This window comes from Streptomyces sp. NPDC056128 (assembly GCF_042263835.1).
In the GTDB taxonomy this organism is placed as follows: domain Bacteria; phylum Actinomycetota; class Actinomycetes; order Streptomycetales; family Streptomycetaceae; genus Streptomyces.
In genome coordinates this window covers 123,315-145,101 of record NZ_JBHJVQ010000008.1, presented here as the reverse complement: position 1 = coordinate 145,101, position 21,787 = coordinate 123,315, and the positions used below count along the sequence as shown (strand labels likewise).

Sequence of the window (21,787 nt, the reverse complement as noted above, 5' to 3'; positions counted from 1 at the left end):
CGGGGTGATCATCACGGCGACCGGCGTTCACACAGGGTGAACGCCGAGCACCGTCCCGAAGGAGAAAAAAATGGCATCCGGCACCGTGAAGTGGTTCAACTCGGAAAAGGGCTTCGGCTTCATCGAGCAGGACGGCGGCGGCCCCGACGTCTTCGCCCACTACTCGAACATCGCCGCCCAGGGCTTCCGTGAGCTGCTCGAGGGCCAGAAGGTGACCTTCGACATCGCGCAGGGCCAGAAGGGCCCGACCGCCGAGAACATCGTGGTCGCCTGACCTCACGACGCACTCGCGTTACTTCGCAGTCGGGGCCCGCACCTTGGGGTGCGGGCCCCCGCTCGCGTTTCTTTCTTTTTCTTCTCGTTTTCTTCTCCATTTTCCGGTCCCGCGCCCCGATGCGCCGACAGTGACCGGACCCGGCTCGTTCTTGCGATTCCCCGCGCCGTACCACCGCTGCGGGACTCCCTTGATACGTGCCGTATCAAGGAAGGTTCCGTATGGACCGCGCACGCACACGCACCAATGACCGCAGTCGCTCCGGCGGCGGCCCCCGCCGCTCCCCCCGGACGGCCGGCCGCTCCCAGAACCCCGGCCGCCGCCCGGCCGCCGCTCCCCAGGGCGAGTTCGCGCCCCCGAAGACGATCACTCCGGCGCTGCCCGCCGTCGACGCGTTCGCCGAGCTCGACCTGCCGGAGCGCATGCTGGCCGCGCTGAGCGGCGAGGGCGTGACCGTGCCGTTCCCGATCCAGGCGGCGACCCTGCCGAACTCACTGGCCGGGCGCGACGTACTCGGCCGGGGCCGCACCGGTTCGGGCAAGACCCTCGCCTTCGGCCTCGCCCTGCTGGCCCGCACGGCCGGCCTGCGCGCCGAGCCGCGCAGGCCGCGCGCCCTGGTCCTCGTCCCCACCCGTGAGCTGGCCCAGCAGGTCACCGACGCGCTCGCCCCGTACGCCCGCGCCGTGGGCCTGCGGTCGGCCACCGTGGTCGGCGGCATGTCGATCGGCCGGCAGGCCAGTGCGCTGCGGGGCGGCGCCGAGGTCGTCGTGGCGACGCCGGGACGGCTCAAGGACCTCATCGACCGGGGCGACTGCCACCTCGGCGACGTCGGCATCACCGTGCTCGACGAAGCCGACCAGATGACCGACATGGGGTTCATGCCGCAGGTCACCGCCCTGCTCGACCAGGTGCGGCCGGACGGGCAGCGGATGCTGTTCTCCGCCACCCTGGACCGCAACGTCGACCGGCTGGTCCGCCGCTACCTGTCGGACCCGGTCGTCCACTCCGTCGACCCGTCGGCCGGCGCCGTCACCACGATGGAGCACCACGTGCTGCACGTGCACGAGGCGGACAAGCAGGCCACGACCGTCGAGATCGCGGCGCGCGAGGGCCGGGTCATCATGTTCCTGGACACCAAGCACCGGGTGGACCGGCTGGTCAAGCACCTGCTGAAGAGCGGCGTGCGGGCGGCCGGACTGCACGGCGGCAAGTCCCAGCCGCAGCGCACCCGCACCCTCGCCCAGTTCAAGGACGGGCAGGTGACGGCGCTGGTGGCGACCAACGTCGCGGCCCGCGGCATCCACGTCGACAACCTCGACCTGGTCGTCAACGTGGACCCGCCCGGCGACCACAAGGACTACCTGCACCGCGGCGGCCGTACGGCCCGTGCCGGCGAGTCGGGCAGCGTCGTCACCCTGGTCACGCCCGACCAGCGGCGCGACATGACGCGGCTGATGGCCTCGGCCGGCATCACCCCGCAGGTCACCCCGGTCCGCTCGGGCGAGGCGGAGCTGTCCCGCATCACCGGTGCGCAGGCCCCCTCCGGCGTCCCCGTCGTCATCACCGCACCGGTCGTGGAGCGCCCGCGGCGCGCCGCGTCCGGCACCGGCTCCTCGTCCCGCGGGCGGCGCGGCCGTTCCGCGCAGGCCCGTTCCGGCCAGGCCTCCGTCCCGCAGACCCGCACGGGTCAGGGCCGCGGCGGCGGTCAGAGCCGCGCCACCGGCGAGGCCCCGCGGCGCAGGCCGCGGCGCCAGTCCGCCGGTGGTTCGGCGGCCTAGACGAACCGCAAGCCCATCCGCTCCGTCCCCCTTGTTGGAGGCATCATGCGCTGTGTCATCGCCCGGTATCCGTTCGACCTCACCAAGCAAGGGGTGCTGGACTCGATGAAGGGCATCACGCCCCAGCCCGTCACGGGTGAGTCCGTGACCATCGGGCGCCGCCGCTACCCGGTCAAGCAGGTGGGCGAGGTCGTCACCCGGCAGGACAGCCGCGACTTCTCCGGCGCGGAGGTCACCCGGGCCATGACGCGCCTCGGCTTCACCTGCCACCCCGCCCCGGGGGCCGAGCCCGCCCCGGCGCCCGCCGCATCCCCGGTGCAGACCGCGTCGGCGATGCTCGGAGGACCGGCCCAGCCGCAGGAGTGAGGACGGGCCTCCCCCGTCAGGACAGTCCCGTGGCCCGGCCCGCGCCGTCCCAGCGCACCTCGCTCACGCGCTGGACGGCGTCGCGGTCGAGCGGGCCGAACACGTGCGGGAAGAGGGTGCCCTCGGCGACCCCGGGCGGCGGTGCGGGCGCCGCCGCCTCCCACGCGCACCTCGCGGTGAGCCGGTCCTCGTCGAGGAGCACCGCGAGCAGTGGGCGGGGCGCGGCGCGGTAGAAGGCGTTGACGACGGCGAGCGTGGTCGCCTCGTCGGGCGAGCAGTGCACGAACCCGTCCTCGGCGAGGGAGGCGGGGGCGTACGGCCGGTCCGGTTCGGCGTTCCACTCGGCGAGCGGTACCACGTGGTAGATCATCGTCCCGTTTTAGCAGCCGGGCCGCCGGGCTCCGAGGGCGTGGGCGCGGAGCCCGGGGCGGACGGCGGCGCGGACGCCGACGGCGAGGAGGCCGACGGCGTCGGCACGGTCCCCGTGGATTCGTCGGGGACCGGACTCGGCGCCTGTGAGGCGTCGCGGGGCGGAGTCGGGGTCGGTGCGGTCGTCGCGGGCGGGTCGGCGGGGGCCGGGGCCAGCGGGGCTGTCGGACGCGGGGGCGGAGCAGGCGACGCCCAGTTCAGCGGCAGCGCGATCAGGGCGGCGGCGGCAGCGGTCGCGGCGGCACCGGCGGCGGCGCGCAGCAGACGCCGGCGGGACGCGGTCCGGCGGATCGCCTCGTAGCGGCCGGGCGGCGGGCCCAGGTACGCGGTGTCCGGGCGGAGCACGACCAGCAGCGGATCGTCCTCGTCCCGTCCGGACCCGGGATCGTCCTCAAGGCGTGTGGTCAAGGCTTCTCCTCAGATGGACGCGGAGCAGTTCGCGGGCCGCGTGGAGGTCGGCCTTGACGGTTCCTTCCTTGCGCCCGGTCAGCGCGGACACCTCCCGGATCGGCATGTCAGCGTAGTAGTGGAGCAGGATCGGCACGCGCAGTCGCTCCGGCAGGGACTGCACGAGCAGCCGCACCGAGGGGTCGGTCTGCTCGGGGTGCGGGCGTACGGCGACCTCCGCGGTGACCCGGCGCACGGCCCGGCGTTCGCGCTCCAGCTTGCGCCAGTGATCCCGGACGAGGTTGGCGGCGGTCACGTAGAGGAACCCGCGGGGCTCCTCCACGGACGTCCAGCGGGCCCAGAGCCGGGTGAACGCCTCCGAGGCGATCTCGTGGGCCGTCTCGTCGTCGTCGACGAGCCGGCGGCACCAGCCGGCGAGGCGCGGATACAGGGCGGCGAACAGCTCGGACGCCGCCCTGTCACGGGACCGTTTCAACGCTCTCCATGGTCGTGAGGGTATGCCGTGCGCACGGCCGGTCAGGAGGGAGCGGGACGCGTCGCGCTCAGCGCGGCGAAGACGATGACGTTGTCCCGGTACTCCTCGCCGACGCGCGGGCCGCCGCAGGTGATGAGCCGCAACTCCGGCCGCTTCACGTCCCCGTAGACGTCGTCCGTCGGGAACTCGGCCTTCCGCACCGTCCGTACGGCGGTGACCGTGAACTCGGCCGCCGCGCCGTTCTCCAGGCGCGTCTCGATCCGGTCGCCCCGGTGCAGCCGCGCGAGGTGCCGGAAGACGCCGTCGCCGTGGGTGCCGACCGTGACGTGGCCGAGGAGGACCGACGGTCCCACCTGTCCCGGGGTCGGCGAGTGCCGGTACCAGCCCGCGCGGTCGTCGTCCGTGACGGGCGGGACCTGCACCGTGCCGTCCGCCGCGAGCCCCAGCCGCATCACCGGGGTGTCGACGCCGACGGCCGGGATGCGCAGGCCGACCGGCACCGAACGCTCCAGTGGCCGCACGGACTTGGCGGCGGTGGGCGGCGGGGGTGCGGTGGTGCCGGGGCGGTCGGACGCGGCCACGCCGTCCCCCGCGTTCCCCGCATTCCCGGCGTCCCCCGGGCCGCCTCCGCAGCCGGCGAGCAGCACGGCGAGCGCCGCGGTGGCGAGGGCGCGACCGGCGGGCCGGGTCATGCCCCGGTCGCCGCCCGCCGACGCCGTACGACGAAGAGGACCGCGCCGCCCGCGACGAGCACGGCACCGGCGCCCGCGCCGACGAGCCCCTCGTCGGTCCCGCCCGACTCCGGGTTCGCGACGCCGGTGTCGGGGGCGCCCTCGGGCACGGCGGAGACCTGGCCGTCGGCCGGGGCAGGGGTGGGCGCCTCGTCCGCCGGGCCCGGCTTGCTGGGGGAGGGCGTCGGGGCCTTGGACGGGGCCTCGCTGGGCACGGGGCTCGGGGTGCTCTGGGCCGGGGCCTTGGAGGGGACCGGGCTGGGGCCGTCGGCGAACGCGGGCGCGGTGCCGGCCAGTACGGCGGTGCAGGCCAGGGCCACGGCGCTGAGGATGGTGCGGCGCATCGGGTCGCTCTCTCTCGGGGGGTGGTGAGGTGGATCGGACGGAGAGACGAGGCGGCGCCCCGGCGGGTTGTAAAGGGATGGCAAAGTCGTGTGGGCGGTGCGGGCGTCCGCTTCTTACGGACCGGTGACGCACCGCGCCGGACGCCCGGCGCGAGGCCTCACGCGCCTAGCGTGGACGCATGCGCGTACTGGTCACCGGCCATGCCGGGTTCATCGGGTCCCATGTCGTGGCGGCACTGCGGGAGCACGGGTACGAGGCCGTCGGATACGACGTCCGCGAGGACCCCGCCGCCGATGTGCGCGACCCCACGGCGGTCGCCAAGGCGCTCACCGGGGTGGACGCCGTGTGCCACCAGGCGGCGATGGTGGGGCTCGGCAACGGGTTCGCCGACGCCGCGGAGTACGTCTCGCGCAACGACCTCGGCACCGCGGTCCTGCTCGCCGCGATGGCGGAGGCGGGCGTGGGGCGGCTCGTGCTCGCGGGGTCGATGGTCGTGTACGGCGAGGGGCGCTACGAGTGCGCACGGCACGGCGTGGTGCGGCCCGGCCCGCGTGCCGTCGCCGACCTGGACGCGGGCCGGTTCGAACCGCCGTGCCCGGTGTGCGGCGCGGCCCTGTCCCCGGGGCTGGTCGGCGAGGACGCGCCGGCCGACCCGCGCAACGTGTACGCGACCACCAAGCTGGCCCAGGAGCATCTGGCCGCGGCCTGGGCCCGGTCGGCCGGCGCGACGGCGGTGTCGCTGCGCTACCACAACGTGTACGGCCCCGGGATGCCCCGCGACACCCCGTACGCCGGGGTCGCCTCCTTCTTCCGCTCCGCGCTCGCCCGCGGCGAGGCCCCCCGGGTCTTCGAGGACGGGCGGCAGCGCCGGGACTTCGTGCACGTACGGGACGTGGCCGCGGCCAACGTCGCGGCGCTGACGGCCGACCGCCCGGACGGCACGCTCACCGCCTACAACACCGGCAGCGGCGACCCGCACACGGTGGGCGAGATGGCCACCGCCCTCGCCGAGGCGTACGGCGGCCCCGACCCGGTCATCACCGGCGAGTACCGCCTCGGCGACGTACGCCACATCACCGCCGACTCCACCCGCCTGCGCACCGACCTGTCCTGGCACCCCCGGGTCGACTTCCGGGAGGGCATGCGGGAGTTCGCTCGGGCGGGTCTGCGGGGGGAATGACGCCGGGGGCGGGGCCGAAGGCCGGGAGCCCGGGTCGGGCCGAAGGCCGAAGACGCGGGCCGGGCAAGCGGGTTGGGCCCAAGGCCGAGGCGCCGGCCCCGGGGACCCGGTCCGGGGCGGGCCGAGGACGAATGCGCGAGCCAAGGGCATGGGCCAGGAGCCGAAGCGTGGGTCGGGCCGAAGGCCGGGCACAGGCCGAAGGCGTGGGCCGGGCAAGCGGGTTGGGCCGAGGGCCGGGGGGCCAGCCCGCGGACCCGGTCCGCGGCGGGCCGAGGACGAATGCGCGAGCCAAGGGCATGGGCCAGGAGCCGAAGCGTGGGTCGGGCCGAAGGCCGGGCACAGGCCGAAGGCGCGGGCCGGGCCGAAGGCGTGGGCCGGGCAAGCGGGTTAGGCCCAAGGCCGGGGCGCCAGCCCGGGGGCCGGTTCGGGGCGGGGGCGAAGGGTAAGCGCGTCAGGCGGCTCAGGCGTCAGCCAGTGGGAGGGTTACCTCGAAGCGGCAGCCGCCGGGGATGTTGTGGACCGTGGTGTGGCCGCGGTGGGCTTCCACGATGCCGCGGACGATGGCCAGGCCCAGGCCCGCGCCGGCCGGAGGGGTGCGGGCGTGGGTGCCGCGCCAGCCGGTGTCGAAGACGCGGGGCAGGTCCTCCTCGGGGATGCCGCCGCAGCCGTCGGAGACGGAGAGCACCACGCCCTCGGGCGAGGGCTCGGCGGCGACGGCGACCGTGCCGTCGGCGGGGGTGCGGCGGATGGCGTTGACCAGGAGGTTGCCCAGGACGCGGCTCATCTCCTTGCCGTCCACCTCGACCGGCACCGCCGCCACCGCGTCGCCGACCAGCCGTACGCCGTGCTCGCGCGCCAGCGGGTCCGCGCCCGCGAGGGCGTCGCCGACCAGGTCGTAGAGCGAGATCCGGGCGGGGGCGAGGGCGAGCGCACCGGCGTGGATGCGGGAGAGTTCGAAGAGGTCGCCGACCATGTCGTTGAGGCGTTCCACCTCGGTGCGGATCTGGCGGAGGTAGCGGTCGGGGTCGGCGGCGACGCCGTCCTCCAGGGCCTCGGACATGGCCCGCAGGCCGGCCAGCGGCGTGCGCAGGTCGTGCGAGATCCAGGCGACCAGTTCCCGCCGGGAGGTCTCCAGGGCGCGCTCGCGTTCCCGGGACTCGGCCAGGCGGGCGCTGGTGGCGGCCAGTTCACGGCTGAGCGCGTCGAGTTCGGCGGTCGCCGGGACGGTGGGCGCCGCGTAGTCGCCGTCGTCGCCGAACGAGCGCGCGGCGGCCGTCAGTTCGCGGCTGCGGGCCACCACCCAGCGGCCCAGCAGCAGCGCGGTGGCCAGCGACACGACGGCCGCCATCGCCGCGACGGTGGTGACCACGGACAGGTCGTGCGGGGACAGGAACATCGCCCAGGCCACGGCGAGCGTGCCCGCGAGCATCGCGAGGACGGCGACCGCCGCCACCACCGCGAGCGACGCGGTCAGCGAGCGCCGCCGGATCAGCCGCAGCACGGCCGCACCGGCCAGCCCGGTGACGGCGGCGCCGGCGAAGGCGTACAGGGCGATGAGGAGGGTGTCGTGCATGGTCAGTCCGTCTCCCGCCCCGTCGGGTCGAAGCGGTAGCCCACGCCCCACACGGTCTGGATCAGCCGCGGCCGGGCCGGGTCGTCCTCGACCTTGCCGCGCAGCCGCCGCACGTGGACGGTGACGGTGGACAGGTCGCCGAAGTCCCAGCCCCACACCTCCCGCATCAGCTCCTCCCGGGCGAAGGCCCGCCCCGGGTGCCGCAGGAAGAAGGCCAGCAGGTCGAACTCGCGCAGGGTGAGGGCCAGCTCGGCGCCCTCCTTCGTGGCCCGCCGGGCGCCCGGGTCGACGGTGAGGCCGGCCGCGGACGGCGGCACCAGCCCGGCGGCGGGCCGGGTGCGGCGCAGTACCGACTCCACCCGCAGCACCAGCTCGCGGGGGCTGAACGGCTTGGTCACGTAGTCGTCCGCCCCGACCTCCAGGCCGAGGATGCGGTCGTCCTCGTCGCCGCGGGCGGTCAGCATGACGACCGGCACGGGCCCCGTGGCGCGCAGCCGCCGGCAGACCTCGAGACCGTCCATGCCGGGCAGCATCAGGTCCAGCACCACCAGGTCCGGCCGGTGCGCCGCGGCCCGGGTGAGCGCGGCCGGACCGTCGTCGGCCCGGTCCACGACGTGCCCGGCGCGCTCCAGGTACCCGGCGACGACCTCCGCGACCGTGGGGTCGTCGTCGACGACCAGGATCCGGGCGGGGGCGCCGGGGGCTCCGTCCGGGGACGCCGGTGCGGGAGCGGGCTCGTGCGGCTGCTGCATGCGCCCAGCCTCGCACCGCGCCCACGCGGACGTCGTCCCCGAGGGCCGCCCCGGGTCGCGACGTCCGTGTTTCGTAAGGAGCGGGAGCCCGATTCGCCCGATTTCGGCTCGTAGGGTGAGAGCCGTGACCACCTCGCCCGCTCCCGACGTCGACGTCGTACTCCCCTGTCTGGACGAGGCCGGAGCCCTGCCCTGGGTTCTGGCCCGCATCCCGGACGGCTGGCGCGCCCTCGTCGTCGACAACGGTTCCACCGACGGCTCGGCGGACCTCGCCCGCGCTCTCGGCGCCACGGTCGTGACCGAGCCGCGCCGCGGCTTCGGCGCCGCCTGCCACGCCGGGCTGACCGCCGCCACCGCCGACATCGTCTGCTTCTGCGACTGCGACGCCTCCCTCGACCCGGGCCTGCTGACGCCCTTCGTGCGCGAGATCCGGGACGGCACCGCCGACCTGGTGCTCGGCCGCCGACGACCGCGGGGGCGCGGCGCCTGGCCACCGCACGCCCGGGCCGGCAACCTCGCGCTCGCCCGGATGCTGCGCCGCCGCACCGGCCTGCGGCTGCACGACCTCGGCCCGCTGCGCGCCGCCCGCCGCGAGGCGCTGCTCGGCCTCGGCCTCACCGACCGGCGCAGCGGCTACCCGCTCCAGATGGTGGTGCGGGCCGCCGACGCGGGCTGGCGGGTCACCGAGCACGACGTGCCGTACCTGCCCCGCACGGGGGCCTCGAAGGTCACCGGGACCTGGCGCGGCACCTGGCACGCGGTACGGGACATGCGCGGCGTGCTCGCCGAGCAACCGGAGCGCAGGGTTCCGCGTGACGCGGCCCGCGGGGGGAACTCGTGGTGAGCATGGTGAGCACCCTCCTCGTCATCGCCAAGGAACCCCGTCCGGGCCGGGTGAAGACCCGCCTCACCCCGCCCTTCACCCCGGACGAGGCGGCCGCGCTGGCCGAGGCGTCCCTCGCCGACACCCTGCGCGCGGTCGCCGCGACGCCCGCCCGGCGCCGGGTGCTGGTGCTCGCCGGTGCCCCGGGGCCCTGGCTGCCGCCCGGCTTCGACGTCGTACCGCAGTGCGCGGGCGGCCTCGACGCACGGCTCGCGGACGCGTTCGCCGGGTGCACGGGGCCCGCCCTGCTGATCGGGATGGACACCCCGCAGGTGACGCCGGAGCTGCTCGACGTGGACTTCGCGGGCTGCGACGCGTACTTCGGTCCGGCGGAGGACGGCGGCTTCTGGGCGCTGGGCCTGGCCCGCCCCGACCCGGCCCTGCTGCGGGGCGTGCCGATGTCGACGCCGGTGACGGGGGCCGTGCAGCGCGAGCGCCTGCTGGCGGCGGGCCTGCGGGTACGGGACCTGCCGCCCCTGCGCGACGTCGACACCGCCGCCGACGCCCGTGCCGTCGCCGCACTCGCCCCGCACGGCCGTTTCGCCGACCGGCTGGCGGAGTGCACGGCGGGCGCGGACGCGCGGGTGGGCCGATGAACGGCCACGGATGCGCGGGTGGGCGCCCGATGAGCGGATCGACCGGCGGGGCGCCCCGCGCCGCCGGGAACGGACCGGCACGCCCACCGGTGGGCCGGCCGCACGGCCGGGTCGCGGCGCGGACGGCGGCCACGGACGCCCGGGTGGGCCGATGAGCGGCCACGGGCGCGCGGGTGGGCGGCCGATGAGTGAGCCGGTGAGCGGATCGGGCGGCGGGGTGGACCGCCCCGCGGGGAACGGGCCCGTGGGGCGACCGTCCGGCGACTGGGCGGCCGTCGGTCCCGGGTGCCTCGCGGAATCGGCGTTCCCCCTGGCGGGTCCGGCGCCCTGGGCCGTCTCCGACCCCTACGCCGCCGCCCTGCGGGCCGGTCGCGGGCCGCTGTTTCTGCGGCGTACCGACGGGTGGCTGCTGCCGTTGGAGGTGGAGCGGTGGTGCGCGGGGGCCGACACGGTCGACCTGGAGGTGCTGGACCGGTGCGAGGGCGCCGTCCTCGACGTGGGCTGCGGACCCGGCCGGCTGGTCGCGGAACTCGCCGCCCGGGGCCGGACCGTCCTCGGCATCGACGTCAGCGAGGCCGCGGTGGCCCGCACCGTGCGGTCCGGCGGCCAGTCGCTGCGGCGCTCCGTCTTCGAGCCGCTGCCCGGCGAGGGACGCTGGGACACCGTGCTCCTCATGGACGGCAACGTCGGCATCGGCGGCGACCCCCGCGCCCTGCTCGCCCGCGTCGCCGCGCTGCTCGCCCCCGGCGGCCTGCTGATCGCCGAGACCGCGCGGGTGGACGTCGACGAGCGCGCCCAGGTGCAGCTCGTCGACGTCACCGACGGCCACGCGTCCGGCAGCCCCTTCCCCTGGGCGCGGATCGGCACCCGCGCCCTGCTCGACCGCGCGGCCGCCGGCGGCTGGCGGACCGTCGCTCAGTGGACGTCGGGGGAGCGCCCCTTCGTCGCGCTGCGCAGCGACCGCAGCGACCGCGCCGCCAGCAGCAGCGCCGAGCCGCCGAACAGCACGGCCGTGATCAGCAGCCAGCGCGCGAGGTAGCCGTCCGCCGACAGCCCGGTGACCCCCCGGTACCCCGCGTCGACCCGGCCGGCGATCAGCGGGAACCACACCAGCAGGAGCAGCCCGGAGAAGGCGGCCGGGACGCGCACGTACATCGCCCACCGACGGCGGTCGACCGCGCCGAGCCCGCCGGTGACCGCCCGGTCCGCCACCGAGTACAGCGGCAGCAGCACCAGGTCGTGCAGCAGCGCCGCCCCCACGAACCACAGGGCCACACCGAGCCAGTCACCGGCGAGCAGCCGCACCCCCGCGTAGCCCGCGAGCGCGAAGGAGCAGGCCAGCAGGAGGATCTGAAGGGGGCTGCCGATCACGGGCCGCAGCCGGCCGCCCGGCCTGCCCAGCCCGCGCGGCTCACGTACACGGTTCATCCCAGGTCTCCGAACGTCATCCGGGCCACCCACTTGGTGTTCAGCACGCCGGGCGCGGCGGGCACGATGATCCGCGCCGGGTAGCCGTGGTCCGCGCTCAGCGCCTCGCCGTTGACGTACAGGGCGAGCAGGGAACGCGGGTCGGCGACCTGGTTGGCGCGCAGGGCGCCGCTGCGGAAGGCGCCGCGCCGCTGGAGGGACTCGACGAACACGTCGGGCGGGTCGTCCTCGTGGCCCACGCGCGCGGCGAGGTCCCGCAGCCGCACCCCGCGCCACCACTGGTCGGATGTCGACCAGCCCTCGACGCAGGCGATGGGCAGGGCCTCGCTGTGCTGCTCCATGGCGAGCAGGTCGGCCCGGCTGAGGCGGACGGTCCCGGAGCGGCCCTTGAGGACGAGCCGCCACGTGTCGTCGCGGGTCTCGGCCGGGACGATGCCGACGTACGCGGCCGTCTTGTTGATCTGGAAGCCGTTGGGTCCGCCGCCCGGATCGGGTCCGCCGTGCGGGGAGAGCACGGCCGTGGCCCGCAGCGGACTGTCGAAGCTGCGCCCCGCGTTCGTGGCGAACATCAGCAGCGAGCCGCCGCCGACGAACCACAGGGCACCGCGCCGCGAGACGGTGGGCGCGGCGGGCCGCGGGGACACCAGGTCGTCGCGCTCCTCGCGCATCGCCCGGAGGTTGCGCAGCGCCAGCGGCATCTTCAGCACCGCGTGCGCGACGAACGCGGCGAAGAAGACCCACGCACCGTAGAAGTGCAGCGGGTAGAACGAGCCGGGGAAGAGGTACTCCAACTGGATGTTGAGCACCCCGGTCACGAACTGGAACAGCGCGCCCCCGACCAGCAGCAGCAGCGAGAGCCGCTCCAGCGCGTGCGCGACCGAGCGGGCCGGCGGCAGGGTGAACAGCCTCGGCACGACCGACCACAGCTTGGCCAGCAGCACCGGGATCAGGGTGAGCCCGAGGGTGACGTGGACACCCTGGGTGAGGCGGTACAGCCACGTGGGGTCGGTCGGCCACGCGAAGAGGTAGAAGCCGAGGAGCCCCTTGTCCGGGGTCTTGTCGTTGACCGGGGACAGGTCGGGGTTGTAGGCGGCGTACGAGAGCAGGCCGGTCACGAACAGCACGGTGATGCCGACGAGCAGCACGATGCCGAGCACCGACGTGAACCGGGGGCCGCGCAGGGGGCTGCGCCAGAAACCCGGGGAGGAGGGAAGCCGTGTGGCGAGGTCACGCATGTCCCGACCGTAGGCACCGGGAGGCCCCGAAAGCGGTCCGCGACCCATGACGAAACGCTGACGTCCGCCGTGTGCGCCGTCCGACGCGCGATCTTCCGCCCTACGGTGCCGGTGTGACCCGCCTCCGCTCCGTCTCCCGCGACCTGTACGCCGCCGCGGCGGCCGTGCTGCTGGTGGCCGCCGCCATCCTGGTCGGCCGCAACGTGTACACCTACGACGACCTCATCGTCGGCTGGCCACCCCTGCTGGGCCGCTGGGACCCGCACCTGGGCCCCGGCACCCCGGCGGCCGTCCTGATGGCGGCGGCGACCGTGGCGTACGGGCCGGCCGTCGCCGCCCGGCTGCCGTGGCGCGCGCTGCTCTCCGCGGCGTGGGGCGCGGCGATGGCGTGGACCTGGTCGCTGGCCCTGATCGACGGCTGGGAGCGGGGCGTCGCCGGGCGGCTCACCACCAGCCAGGAGTACCTGTCGGTCATCGACCGCTGGCGCGACATCCCGGCGACCCTGCGCGACTTCAACGGGCACATCCTGCTGCACTCCCCCGACAACTGGCCCGCCCACGTCGCCGGTCACCCGCCGGGGGCCACGCTCACCTACGTGCTGCTCGACCGGATCGGGCTGGGCGGCGGAGGCTGGGCCGGGGTCTGGACCATCACCGTGGGCGCGACGGCGTGCGTGGCGGTGCTGGTGGCGGTGCGGGCACTGTGCGGCGAGCGGCTCGCCCGGCGGGCGGCGCCCTTCCTGGTGCTGGCACCGGCCGCGGTGTGGATGGGCACGTCCGCCGACGGCTACTTCGCGGCGGTCGCCGCGTGGGCCGTGGCGCTGCTGGCCCTCACGGTCACCGGACGCTCCCTGTGGTGGACGGCGGGCGCGGGGCTCCTCTTCGGACTGACCTGCTACCTCTCCTACGGCCTCACGCTCTTCGCCGTGATCGGGGCGGCGGTGCTGCTGCTCGGGCGGCACGGGGTGCGGGAACGCCCGCTGCTCTTCGTGCCGCTGCTGGCCGGCATGGCGGTGGTGCCGGTCGTCTTCACCGTGATCGGCTTCGACTGGTGGGAGGCGTACCACCTGCTCGTCGAGCGGTACTACGAGGGCGCGGCCGGTGTCCGCCCGTACGCGTACTGGGTGTGGGCCAACCTCGCCTGCACGGTCCTCATCACGGGCCTGGCCACGGTGGCGGGGCTGCGGCGGGCGGGGGTCGTGCTGATCCGGCGGCGGGGCGACGGGGACGCGCGGACGGAGGACCTCCGCCTCGCGTTCCTCGTGGCCGCGGGCCTGCTCGCCCTGCTGGTCGCCGACCTGTCCGGCATGAGCAAGGCGGAGACGGAACGCATCTGGCTCCCCTTCGCCCTGTGGCTCCTGCCCGCCTGCGCCTTCCTCCCGCGCCCGCGCGCGTGGCTGACGGCACAGGCGGTCCTGGCACTGCTCCTCAACCACCTGCTGGCGACCGGCTGGTAGGCGCGCGCCCGGGGACTACATGGCGCAGGGGAGGCCGACCTCCAGGACCGTCGGGCCGCCCCGTGGGCTGGTCAGGTCGAAGGTGCCGTCCAGGGCCGCGACGCGGCGGCGGATGCCGGTCAGGCCCGAGCCGTCGGTCTCGTCGGCGCCGCCGCGGCCGTCGTCGCCGACGACCACGCGCAGCCGGTCGCCGCGTACGCCGGCCGTGACCCAGGCCCGCCCGGCGCCACTGTGCTTGGCGATGTTCGTCAGCGCCTCGGCCACCACGAAGTACGCCGTCGCCTCCACCGACGCCGCACACCGCCGCGGCACGTCCGCCTCGACCCGGCACGGCACCCCGCAGTCCGCCGCCAGCCCCGACAGCGCCCCCGCGAGCCCGCGGTCGGCCAGCACCGGCGGCAGGATGCCCCGCGCCACCGACCGCAGCTCCGCCAGCGCCTGCTCCGCCGCCGACTGGGCCCGCTCCAGCAGCTCGTCCGCACCCGCGGGATCACGCGCCGCCATCCGCCGGGCCGCGCCCACCAGCACCGTCACGGACACCAGCCGGTTCTGCGCACCGTCGTGCAACGACCGCTCGATGCGGTGCAGTTCCGTCGCGTGCGCGTCCAGCGCGGCCGCCCGCGTGGCGGTCAGTTCGGCCACCCGCAGCGTCAGGTCCGTGTCCGGGCCCGCCGCGAGCAGCCGCCGGGCCGGGGCGGCCTGGAGGCGCGCCATGCCCGGCCCCAGGCCCAGGACGATCGCGGTCCAGCCCAGTCCCAGCAGGCCCACGGCGACGGCGTCCCACCAGGACGCGGCGGTCCCGATCCCGATCGACGTGCTGGTGCCGCCCTCGGGCACGAGCCCCCACCAGAGGGGAAAGGTCGTGTCCCGTACGGCGCAGACGGGCAGCAGGAGACCGCACAGCCCGAGCAGGAGGCCCAGGGTGGCGTGCCGGACCAGCCAGCCCAGTTCGCGCCGGGTGGTGGCGTCGGGCAGCGCGGCCCGGAGCCGGGTGGGCGGCGGGTCGGGCGGGACGATCTCGGGGCCCCGGCGGGACAGGCGGTCGCGCTCCCGGCGGGCGAGCGCGTGCAGGGCGCGCAGGGCGACCGGCGCGAGCAGCAGGCCCACGCCCACCGGGGCGGTCACCGCGGCCACGGCGAGCAGCACCAGCACGCCGAGCGCCAGGAAGGCCGTACCGAGCCCGCCGACGAGCTGCCCGGTCGCCGCACCGGCGCCGCGCAGGGTCCGTACGGCGGCCTCCCGCACGGACGTGACCGGAACCGTCATCCGCCTGCCTCCCTCCGCGCCGCGCGCCCCCGACCGGCGTGGCCGACCCTATGCCGCCGCACGGCCCGACGCCGGGTGCGGAGCCGGAAAGTACAGCCTGCTGTACCCCGGACCGGGCGGCCCACGGGATCGGCCCGAGGGGGTCCCCGTCCCTAGCGTCGAGGCCGACCGAGAGCGACGCCGACGGAGGCCGCAGCCATGACGCAACCCCAGGACCCCTACCGACTGGGCACCACCCCGCCCCGCACCCCCGAGGACACCGTCTCCCGCGGCGACGTCCTGCGCACCCTGCTGTGGGCCGTCGTCGTGCTCAGCGCGGTCACCAACATGGCCGCCTCCTACGGCGGTGCGCACACCTGGGTGCACCTGGCCTGCGGCGTGGTCACGGTGCTCGCCGCCGGCGCCCTCGTCGTGCGCGGTCTGCGGGGGCGGCGATGAGCGGCGCCCTCACCACCACGGCCACCGCGCGCAGGGCGCCCGCCATCGCGCTCGCGCACGTGGCCCGGACCTACCCGGGCGGCGTACGGGCCCTCGACGACGTGTCGCTCACCGTGGAGCACGGCACGTTCCTCGCCGTGATGGGGCCCTCGGGCTCCGGCAAGAGCACCCTGATGCACTGCGCGGCCGGGCTGGACTCCCCCACGGCGGGCAGCGTCCGCATCGACGGCCGGGAGATCTCCGGGCTGAACGAGACCCGCCGCACCGAACTCCGCCGTGAGCGGGTCGGCTTCGTCTTCCAGGCGTACAACCTGATCCCCTCGCTCAGCGTCGAGGACAACATCACGCTGCCCCTGCGGCTGGCCGGCCGGCGCCCGGACCGGGAGTGGCTGCGCACCCTGACCGAGCGGGTGGGCCTGGCCGACCGGCTCGCGCACCGCCCCGCCGAACTCTCCGGCGGCCAGCAGCAGCGGGCCGCCGTCGTACGGGCCCTGGCGGCGAAGCCCGCCGTGGTGTTCGCGGACGAGCCGACCGGCGCGCTGGACCTGCGCAGCGCCCACCAGGTCCTGGACCTGCTGCGCGGACTCGTCGACGACCTGGGCCAGACCGTGGTGATGGTCACCCACGACCCGGCCGCCGCGGCCCGCGCGCACCGGGCGCTGGTGATGGCCGACGGCCGGGTCGTCGAGGCGCTGGAGCATCCGACGGCACCGCTATTGGCCGACCGCCTGGTCGCGTTGGGGGAGCGGTAGCCGTGCTGCGTCTCGCCCTGCGCATGGCCGCGCACCGGATCACCGCCCTGCTCGCCGTCGCGTGCGCGGTGCTGGGCGGCGCGGCCCTCCTCACCACCACCGGCGTCCTCGCCGAGTCCGGCCTCCGCTCGCACCTGCCGCCCGGGCGGCTCGGCGGCGCGGACGTCGTGGTCGCCGCCGACCAGGAGTTCCACCCGGGCGGCGACCTCCCGATCGCGCTGCCCGAACGCGCCACGGTCCCGGGCGGGCTCGTCGCCCGGCTGACCGCCCTGCCCGGCGTCACCGCGGCCGTCGGCGACATCGGCTTCCCTGCCGCGCTCGTCGGCGCCGGCGGACGGGTGGTCCCGGCGGACGAGGACCCCGGGACGGCGGGCCACGGCTGGTCCTCGACCAAGCTGCTGGCCGAGCCGCGCGTCGAGGGCCGGGCGCCGTCGGGCGCGGGCGAGGTCGCCGTGGGCGCGGGGGCCGGACTCGCGGTGGGCGACAGGACCGAGGTCGTGGCGAACGGCCGTCCCGCCACCGCCTACCGGGTCTCCGCCGTGGTCCACGCGCCGGACACCGGCGTGTACTTCGCGGACGGCACCGCCCTGCGGCTGGCCGGACGGGACGGCGCCGGGCCACGGGCCGGGACGGTCGACCTGGTCGGCCTGCGGGTCGAGTCCGGCGCCGGGGAAGGTGTCGCCGCCGCCGTTCGGGAGGAGGTGGCGGGCGCCGGGCTGGAGGTCGTCACCGGCGCGGACCGGGGTGAGGCGGTCGCGCCCGGTGTGGGTTCGGCGCGCTCGCTGCTGATCCTGCTGGCCGGGTCGCTCGCCGGGATCGTGCTGCTGATCACCGGGTTCGTCGTCGCGGGCGCCCTCGGCGTGACGATCGCCGGGCAGCGCCGGGACCTGGCGCTGATGCGGGCCGTCGGCGCCACGCCGAGGCAGATCCGCCGGCTCGCCGCCGCCCAGTCGACCGTGGTCGCGGCGGTGGCGCTGGCGCCGGGCGTCGCGCTGGGCTACCTGCTGGCGGACCGGTTCCGGGGGCTGCTGGCCGACCGCGGGGTCCTCCCCGGTGAACTCCCTCTGACCTTCGGCCCGTTGCCCGCGCTGGCCACGCTGCTCCTGGTGGCGGCGGCGGTGCGGCTGTCCGCCCGGTGCGCGGCCTGGCGCACCTCCCGCAGACCGGCCACCGAGGCGGTCGCCGAGTCGCGCAGCGAGCCGCGCAACCCGTCGCGGGGCCGGACGTGCGCCGGTCTGCTGCTGATCCTCGGCGCGTGCGTGCTGTCGGCGGCGCCGCTGTGGTCCCGCACTGTCGTCGGAGCCTCGGCGACCTCCCTCGCGGGCATCGTCGCCGCGATCGGCCTGGCGCTGTCCGGCCCGGCCCTCGTGCGGAGCGCGGGCGGAGCGGTCGTACGGCGGCTGCGGCCCGGCGTCCCGGCGCCGACGTGGCTGGCGCTGTCCAACGTCCACGCCTACGCACTGCGGCTGGCGGGCGTGGTCAGTCCGCTGGCGATGGCGGTCGTGTTCGTCCTGACGTACACCTTCGCGCAGACCACGGTGCTCGCCGCCACCTCGGACGACACCCGCGCCGGCACGCTCGCCCGGTACGAGGTGAGCGCGCCGGCCCTGGGCGGGCTGCCCGCCGGCACCCTGTCCGCCGTACGGGAGGTGCCGGGCGTGCGGGCGGCGGCGCCGGTGCGCACGACCACGGTGGTGTGGGAGTACGAGGAGTTCGGCGAGCCCGCCGCCGAGTCGGCCCCGGCGACGGTCGTCGGGCCGGACGCCCGGCACGTCCTCGACCTCGGCGTGACGGACGGCGGCCTGGACCGGCTGACGGGAGCGACGGTCGCCGTCAGCGCGGAGGCCGCCCGCACCCGCGACGCCGGGCTCGGGAAGCGGGTCCGCCTCGTGCTCGGCGACGGGGCGCGCGTCGACGCCCGGGTCGTCGCCGTGTACGAGCGGGGGCTGGGGTTCGGGCCGGTCGTCCTCTCCCGGCAACTGGCCGCCGGACACACCACGTCCGGCCTCGACGGGAGCGTCCTGGTCCGCACCGACGGCACGTCCCGGGCCGGGCAGGGGCTCGCCGCGCTGGCGGCCGGCCGCCCCGGCCTGACCGTGGCGGACACGGCCGCCGACGCCACCGGCGCGAAGGCCCCGCCCGAGGTGTGGGTCAACCTGGCGGTGATCGTGGTGCTCCTCGGCTACCTGCTGCTGAGCATCGCCAACAAGCTGGTCGCGGCCACCGCGCAGCGCCGCGCCGAGATCGCCGCCCTGCGGCTGGTCGGTACGACCCCGAGGCAGATCCGCGCGATGATGCGCCGCGAGGCCGCGGTGATCGCCGCGTCGGCGCTGGTCTGCGGGCTGCTCCTGTCGGCCGTACCCCTCGCCCTGCTGGGCCTGGGCTTCCTCGGCCGTCCGTGGCCGGCGGGGCCCGCGTGGCTGCTCCCCGCCGCCGCGGCCACGGTGGTCGCGACGGCCTGGCTCACCGTCGAACTCCCCACCCGCCACGCCCTGCGCACGCCTCCTGCGGAGGCGCTGCGGGCGTGAGCGGGCGGGGTGCCTGGCTGGGACGGGTGCCGTCCCGGCTCACTCCGGCAGCAGGTGGGACACCAGGCTCCGTGTCCACTCCGGGGTCAGGGGCAGGTCGGTGAAGACGGCGCGGTAATAGAGGGGGGCGAGCACGGCGTCCGTCGTGCGCTCCAGGGTCGGAGGGGTCCCGCCCTCGCGGGCCCGTTCCCGTTCGAGGATGGCTTCGAGCTGCCGCTGGCGCTCTCCGCGGCACGCCGCGGCGCCTTGTTCTCCGCCGGTGCCGATGGTGGCGCGCACCAGGGCGAGGGTGTCCGGGTCGCCGAGGTCCTTGGCCAGATCGGACGCGTAGCGCTCCAGGTCGCCGCGGAGACTTCCGGTGTCCGGCACCACGATGTCGCCGGAGAAGCGGCTGGTCGTGACGTCGGCGAGGAGGTCGCCGACGGAGCCCCAACGGCGGTAGACCGTGGTGGCGTGCACGCCCGCGCGGGCGGCGACGCCCGGGATCGTGAGCGCTTCACCTGCCTCGTCGGCGACCAGTTCCCTGACGGCCCGGTGGACGGCGGCCCGGACTCGGGCGGACCGGCCGCCGGGCCGGCTGCCGACGGGGGGCGAGGAGGAGGTCGGAGTGGGCATGCCACCAGTATCGCATTGATCACTGACTTAATATCGCAGCGATCGCTGCGTTTGGTGTACCTTGGGGCCGCACTAACGCAACGATCACTGCGAGGCTGGCATGTCTCCTGAATCCGCCGTCACCACCGCGCCACCCGCTCACGGTGTGCGCCGTGAGCCATGGGCGGGCGCGTTCCCCCACGTGGCCGCGATCCTCGTCCTCTTCCTGGCCGCTTCCAGCGCGCCGTCCCCGCTCTACGTCATCTACCAGCGGCAATGGCAGTTCACCGCGTGGGTGCTGACCGTCGTCTTCGCCCTGTACGTGGTCGGCCTGCTGGGCTCGCTGCTCGTCGTCGGAGCGCTCTCGGACCACCTCGGGCGCCGGCCGGTGCTCGGTGCGGCGATCGGACTGGAGATGACGGCACTCGTCCTGTTCGCCGCCGCCGGGGACGTGTGGGTCCTGTCCGTGGCGCGCGTGCTCCAGGGCATCGCGACCGGGGCGGCGACGACCGCGCTGAGCGCCGCTCTCGTCGATCTCGAACCGCCGCACGCCCGCGGCCGCGCGGGGATCGTCACGTCGGTGGCTCCCCTGACCGGACTCGCGCTCGGCGCCCTGGGCTCCGGGGTCCTCGTGGAGTTCGGCCCCGCCCCGACCCGGCTGGTCTACGGGCTGCTGTTCGGCGCGATGGTGCTGGCCGCGCTGGTCGTCGCCCGCATGCCGGAGACCTCGCTCCGCCGCCCGGGAGCGGTCGCCTCGCTGCGCCCCCGGATCGCGATGCCGGCGCACCTGCGTGGCGACATCGTCCCGGTGGTGCCGGCGATGATCGCCGGCTGGGCGCTGGCCGGGATGTACCTCTCGCTCGGCCCGTCCGTCGCGGCCGAGTTGCTCGGCCTCCACAGCCACCTGGTCGGGGGCGTCGTCGTGACGCTCCTGGCGGGCACGGGTGCGCTCGCGGTCGCCCTGCTGCGCTCCCGTCCCGCGCCCTCGCTGCTGGCCCCCGCGTCCGCCCTGCTCGGCCTCGGCACCCTGACCTCGCTGGCCGGGACGGCGAAGGACCTGTCCTGGCTCGCCGCCCTCGGCACCGTCGTCGCGGGTTTCGGACTGGGCGCCTCGGTCCTGGCGACGTTCGGCACCTTCGCCCGCATCGCCCGGCCGCACGAGCGCAGCGCGGTCTTCGCCCTGGCCAACGTCATCAGCTACCTGGGCAACAGCGTGCCGGCCGTACTCGGCGGCATCGCCGTCACCGCTGTCGGGCTGAGGACCGCGACCGAGTTCTACGCACTGGCGATCGCGATGATCACCTTCCTCGCGCTCGCCCTGCGCCTGCACCAGATACGCACGCACCGGAGGACGGAAACGTCCTCCCTACGATGAACGAGAAGAAAGAGGAAGAACCGTGGCCACTACCAGCGGCGCGCACAGGAACCTCGAAGTACGGCGGTCCGACCACACGACGATCCGGTACACGGCCGGCGGCCGGCCCGACGGCCCCGCGCTCGTGCTCATCCACGGCTGGGGATGCGACCGCCACGACTTCGACGCCGTGATCGACCACCTGCCCTCCGACCAACGCGTCCTGGCCGTGGACCTCGCCGAGCACGGCGGGTCGAGGTCGACGCGGGACGTCTGGACCATGGAGGAGTTCGCCCACGACGTGGCGGCGGTACTGGAAGCGGAGTCCGTGGACACGGCCGTCGTGGCCGGGCACTCCCTCGGCGGGGCGGTCGCCGTCGAGGTCGGCCGGCTCCTTCCCGGCACGGTCTCGCGGGTGATCGCCCTCGATGCGCTGGTCTACCTGTCGCTGTTCCCCGCGCAGGACGAGGAACAGACCGACGCACTGGTGCGCATGTTCCGTACGGACTTCGCCGCGGGGGTGCGGGGCCTGGTCGAGGGAGGCTCACCGGCCGGGTTCGACGCGGCCCTCAAGGACGCGTACTTCGAGAAGATGGTCGCGGTGCGGCAGCCCGCGGGCCTGCGTTCCATCGAGGCGCTGGTGCGCTGGGACATGGACGCGGTCCTGCGCGAGACCCAGCAGCCGATCACCGTGTTCGCGATACGCGACCTCGCGGCGCCGGAAGCGATCGACCGCTACGGGGACCGCCTCGACATCGTCCTCGTCGACCTGGGCAGCCACCACTTCCCGGTGGAGGCACCGGAGGGCACGGCCAAGCTCCTGGCAGGCGTGGCGAACGCGTAGCCCCGGCGGCCGGGCCCGTCCCCGCCCGGCGCGGCGCCGGCCGCGGCTGGCCCCCCCCGGGGCCCGGCCCGCCCCCGCCAGCGGGCGGGCGCCAGCGGGGC

General features: G+C 75.9%; 23 protein-coding genes. 13 read left to right on the top strand and 10 right to left on the bottom strand.

Features of this window, described 5'->3' with window-relative positions:
• The first annotated feature begins 70 nt into the window (after nt 1–70).
• The 3 genes from ACFC1X_RS18420 to ACFC1X_RS18410 all read left to right on the top strand — a co-directional run bounded on the left by ACFC1X_RS18420 (nt 71) and on the right by ACFC1X_RS18410 (nt 2,418).
• Nucleotides 71–274 carry a cold-shock protein gene (locus tag ACFC1X_RS18420; protein ID WP_019324834.1) on the top strand — a complete coding sequence of 68 codons (204 nt, stop codon included), beginning with the start codon at nt 71–73 and terminating at the stop codon, nt 272–274.
• Between the two features lie 221 nt (nt 275–495).
• Complete coding sequence (locus ACFC1X_RS18415; protein ID WP_376354862.1) at nt 496–2,052, top strand: DEAD/DEAH box helicase; 1,557 nt, start codon at nt 496–498, stop codon at nt 2,050–2,052.
• Nucleotides 2,053–2,097: 45 nt separating this feature from the next.
• Nucleotides 2,098–2,418, top strand: coding sequence for an SCO5918 family protein (locus ACFC1X_RS18410; RefSeq protein WP_376354860.1), 321 nt, complete (start codon nt 2,098–2,100; stop codon nt 2,416–2,418).
• Between the two features lie 16 nt (nt 2,419–2,434).
• Here the strand turns inward: ACFC1X_RS18410 and ACFC1X_RS18405 are convergent, their stop codons facing one another.
• From ACFC1X_RS18405 to ACFC1X_RS18385, 5 genes are read right to left on the bottom strand one after another with little or no spacing between them, the layout of a single operon-like run.
• Nucleotides 2,435–2,788 (bottom strand): DUF952 domain-containing protein, encoded by a 354-nt coding sequence (locus tag ACFC1X_RS18405; protein ID WP_376354858.1) that lies wholly within the window; start codon nt 2,786–2,788, stop codon nt 2,435–2,437.
• Nucleotides 2,785–3,255, bottom strand: coding sequence for a hypothetical protein (locus ACFC1X_RS18400; protein WP_376354855.1), 471 nt, complete (start codon nt 3,253–3,255; stop codon nt 2,785–2,787). The genes ACFC1X_RS18405 and ACFC1X_RS18400 overlap by 4 nt, the downstream gene beginning before the upstream one ends.
• On the bottom strand, nt 3,239–3,730 hold the full coding sequence (locus ACFC1X_RS18395) for an RNA polymerase sigma factor (RefSeq protein WP_122616678.1): 492 nt from the start codon (nt 3,728–3,730) through the stop codon (nt 3,239–3,241). Before ACFC1X_RS18395 ends, ACFC1X_RS18400 begins: the two co-directional genes overlap by 17 nt.
• Nucleotides 3,731–3,771: 41 nt before the next feature.
• Nucleotides 3,772–4,422: a class F sortase gene (locus ACFC1X_RS18390; protein WP_376354852.1), complete on the bottom strand. Its 651-nt coding sequence runs from the start codon at nt 4,420–4,422 to the stop codon at nt 3,772–3,774.
• On the bottom strand, nt 4,419–4,805 hold the full coding sequence (locus ACFC1X_RS18385; protein WP_376354849.1) for a sortase-dependent protein: 387 nt from the start codon (nt 4,803–4,805) through the stop codon (nt 4,419–4,421). Before ACFC1X_RS18385 ends, ACFC1X_RS18390 begins: the two co-directional genes overlap by 4 nt.
• Before the next feature lie 179 nt (nt 4,806–4,984).
• Here ACFC1X_RS18385 and ACFC1X_RS18380 point away from each other — a divergent pair, with 179 nt between their 5' ends.
• On the top strand, nt 4,985–5,986 hold the full coding sequence (locus ACFC1X_RS18380) for an NAD-dependent epimerase/dehydratase family protein (protein ID WP_376354846.1): 1,002 nt from the start codon (nt 4,985–4,987) through the stop codon (nt 5,984–5,986).
• A 460-nt stretch (nt 5,987–6,446) separates the two neighbouring features.
• On the opposite strand, the gene ACFC1X_RS18375 is transcribed toward ACFC1X_RS18380, so the two are convergent.
• Nucleotides 6,447–7,559 (bottom strand): sensor histidine kinase, encoded by a 1,113-nt coding sequence (locus ACFC1X_RS18375; RefSeq protein ID WP_376354843.1) that lies wholly within the window; start codon nt 7,557–7,559, stop codon nt 6,447–6,449.
• Nucleotides 7,560–7,561: 2 nt separating this feature from the next.
• The gene (locus ACFC1X_RS18370; RefSeq protein ID WP_376354840.1) at nt 7,562–8,311 is read right to left on the bottom strand and encodes a response regulator transcription factor; all 750 of its coding nucleotides are present in this window, start codon (nt 8,309–8,311) and stop codon (nt 7,562–7,564) included.
• Between the two features lie 115 nt (nt 8,312–8,426).
• On the opposite strand from ACFC1X_RS18370, the gene ACFC1X_RS18365 reads away from it, so the two are divergent.
• The 3 genes from ACFC1X_RS18365 to ACFC1X_RS18355 all read left to right on the top strand — a co-directional run bounded on the left by ACFC1X_RS18365 (nt 8,427) and on the right by ACFC1X_RS18355 (nt 10,829).
• Complete coding sequence (locus ACFC1X_RS18365; protein WP_376354837.1) at nt 8,427–9,155, top strand: glycosyltransferase family 2 protein; 729 nt, start codon at nt 8,427–8,429, stop codon at nt 9,153–9,155.
• Between the two features lie 5 nt (nt 9,156–9,160).
• Nucleotides 9,161–9,790, top strand: coding sequence for a DUF2064 domain-containing protein (locus tag ACFC1X_RS18360; protein WP_376355167.1), 630 nt, complete (start codon nt 9,161–9,163; stop codon nt 9,788–9,790).
• Between the two features lie 184 nt (nt 9,791–9,974).
• On the top strand, nt 9,975–10,829 hold the full coding sequence (locus ACFC1X_RS18355; RefSeq protein WP_376354834.1) for a class I SAM-dependent methyltransferase: 855 nt from the start codon (nt 9,975–9,977) through the stop codon (nt 10,827–10,829).
• Nucleotides 10,830–11,214: 385 nt separating this feature from the next.
• Here ACFC1X_RS18355 and ACFC1X_RS18350 read toward each other — a convergent pair whose 3' ends face one another.
• Nucleotides 11,215–12,453, bottom strand: coding sequence for a molybdopterin-dependent oxidoreductase (locus ACFC1X_RS18350; protein ID WP_376354831.1), 1,239 nt, complete (start codon nt 12,451–12,453; stop codon nt 11,215–11,217).
• Nucleotides 12,454–12,566: 113 nt separating this feature from the next.
• Here ACFC1X_RS18350 and ACFC1X_RS18345 point away from each other — a divergent pair, with 113 nt between their 5' ends.
• Nucleotides 12,567–13,910: a hypothetical protein gene (locus ACFC1X_RS18345; protein ID WP_376354828.1), complete on the top strand. Its 1,344-nt coding sequence runs from the start codon at nt 12,567–12,569 to the stop codon at nt 13,908–13,910.
• A 15-nt stretch (nt 13,911–13,925) separates the two neighbouring features.
• Here the strand turns inward: ACFC1X_RS18345 and ACFC1X_RS18340 are convergent, their stop codons facing one another.
• A complete protein-coding gene (locus ACFC1X_RS18340; RefSeq protein WP_376354825.1) occupies nt 13,926–15,176 on the bottom strand; it encodes a sensor domain-containing protein in 1,251 nt (416 codons plus the stop codon).
• 198 nt (nt 15,177–15,374) lie between these two features.
• On the opposite strand from ACFC1X_RS18340, the gene ACFC1X_RS18335 reads away from it, so the two are divergent.
• From ACFC1X_RS18335 to ACFC1X_RS18325, 3 genes are read left to right on the top strand one after another with little or no spacing between them, the layout of a single operon-like run.
• Nucleotides 15,375–15,614, top strand: a complete 240-nt coding sequence (locus ACFC1X_RS18335) for a hypothetical protein (RefSeq protein WP_376354823.1) — start codon at nt 15,375–15,377, stop codon at nt 15,612–15,614.
• Nucleotides 15,611–16,366, top strand: coding sequence for an ABC transporter ATP-binding protein (locus ACFC1X_RS18330; protein WP_376354821.1), 756 nt, complete (start codon nt 15,611–15,613; stop codon nt 16,364–16,366). The genes ACFC1X_RS18335 and ACFC1X_RS18330 overlap by 4 nt, the downstream gene beginning before the upstream one ends.
• A 2-nt stretch (nt 16,367–16,368) precedes the next feature.
• Nucleotides 16,369–18,894 (top strand): FtsX-like permease family protein, encoded by a 2,526-nt coding sequence (locus ACFC1X_RS18325; protein WP_376354819.1) that lies wholly within the window; start codon nt 16,369–16,371, stop codon nt 18,892–18,894.
• A gap of 39 nt (nt 18,895–18,933) precedes the next feature.
• On the opposite strand, the gene ACFC1X_RS18320 is transcribed toward ACFC1X_RS18325, so the two are convergent.
• Entirely contained in the window at nt 18,934–19,509 is a 576-nt protein-coding gene (locus ACFC1X_RS18320; RefSeq protein WP_376354816.1) for a TetR/AcrR family transcriptional regulator C-terminal ligand-binding domain-containing protein, read from the bottom strand.
• A 100-nt stretch (nt 19,510–19,609) separates the two neighbouring features.
• Here ACFC1X_RS18320 and ACFC1X_RS18315 point away from each other — a divergent pair, with 100 nt between their 5' ends.
• On the top strand, nt 19,610–20,863 hold the full coding sequence (locus ACFC1X_RS18315; RefSeq protein WP_376354814.1) for an MFS transporter: 1,254 nt from the start codon (nt 19,610–19,612) through the stop codon (nt 20,861–20,863).
• A gap of 22 nt (nt 20,864–20,885) precedes the next feature.
• Nucleotides 20,886–21,686 carry an alpha/beta fold hydrolase gene (locus ACFC1X_RS18310; protein WP_376354811.1) on the top strand — a complete coding sequence of 267 codons (801 nt, stop codon included), beginning with the start codon at nt 20,886–20,888 and terminating at the stop codon, nt 21,684–21,686.
• The last annotated feature ends 101 nt before the right edge of the window (nt 21,687–21,787 follow it).

Coding starts and splice junctions, on each gene's coding strand:
- ACFC1X_RS18315 (WP_376354814.1), top strand. CDS start 19,610: ATGTCTCCTGAATCCGCCGTCACCACCGCGCCACCCGCTCACGGTGTG.
- ACFC1X_RS18390 (WP_376354852.1), bottom strand. CDS start 4,422: ATGACCCGGCCCGCCGGTCGCGCCCTCGCCACCGCGGCGCTCGCCGTG.
- ACFC1X_RS18375 (WP_376354843.1), bottom strand. CDS start 7,559: ATGCACGACACCCTCCTCATCGCCCTGTACGCCTTCGCCGGCGCCGCC.
- ACFC1X_RS18410 (WP_376354860.1), top strand. CDS start 2,098: ATGCGCTGTGTCATCGCCCGGTATCCGTTCGACCTCACCAAGCAAGGG.
- ACFC1X_RS18370 (WP_376354840.1), bottom strand. CDS start 8,311: ATGCAGCAGCCGCACGAGCCCGCTCCCGCACCGGCGTCCCCGGACGGA.
- ACFC1X_RS18415 (WP_376354862.1), top strand. CDS start 496: ATGGACCGCGCACGCACACGCACCAATGACCGCAGTCGCTCCGGCGGC.
- ACFC1X_RS18335 (WP_376354823.1), top strand. CDS start 15,375: ATGACGCAACCCCAGGACCCCTACCGACTGGGCACCACCCCGCCCCGC.
- ACFC1X_RS18380 (WP_376354846.1), top strand. CDS start 4,985: ATGCGCGTACTGGTCACCGGCCATGCCGGGTTCATCGGGTCCCATGTC.
- ACFC1X_RS18405 (WP_376354858.1), bottom strand. CDS start 2,788: ATGATCTACCACGTGGTACCGCTCGCCGAGTGGAACGCCGAACCGGAC.
- ACFC1X_RS18330 (WP_376354821.1), top strand. CDS start 15,611: ATGAGCGGCGCCCTCACCACCACGGCCACCGCGCGCAGGGCGCCCGCC.
- ACFC1X_RS18340 (WP_376354825.1), bottom strand. CDS start 15,176: ATGACGGTTCCGGTCACGTCCGTGCGGGAGGCCGCCGTACGGACCCTG.
- ACFC1X_RS18350 (WP_376354831.1), bottom strand. CDS start 12,453: ATGCGTGACCTCGCCACACGGCTTCCCTCCTCCCCGGGTTTCTGGCGC.
- ACFC1X_RS18385 (WP_376354849.1), bottom strand. CDS start 4,805: ATGCGCCGCACCATCCTCAGCGCCGTGGCCCTGGCCTGCACCGCCGTA.
- ACFC1X_RS18420 (WP_019324834.1), top strand. CDS start 71: ATGGCATCCGGCACCGTGAAGTGGTTCAACTCGGAAAAGGGCTTCGGC.
- ACFC1X_RS18355 (WP_376354834.1), top strand. CDS start 9,975: ATGAGTGAGCCGGTGAGCGGATCGGGCGGCGGGGTGGACCGCCCCGCG.
- ACFC1X_RS18320 (WP_376354816.1), bottom strand. CDS start 19,509: ATGCCCACTCCGACCTCCTCCTCGCCCCCCGTCGGCAGCCGGCCCGGC.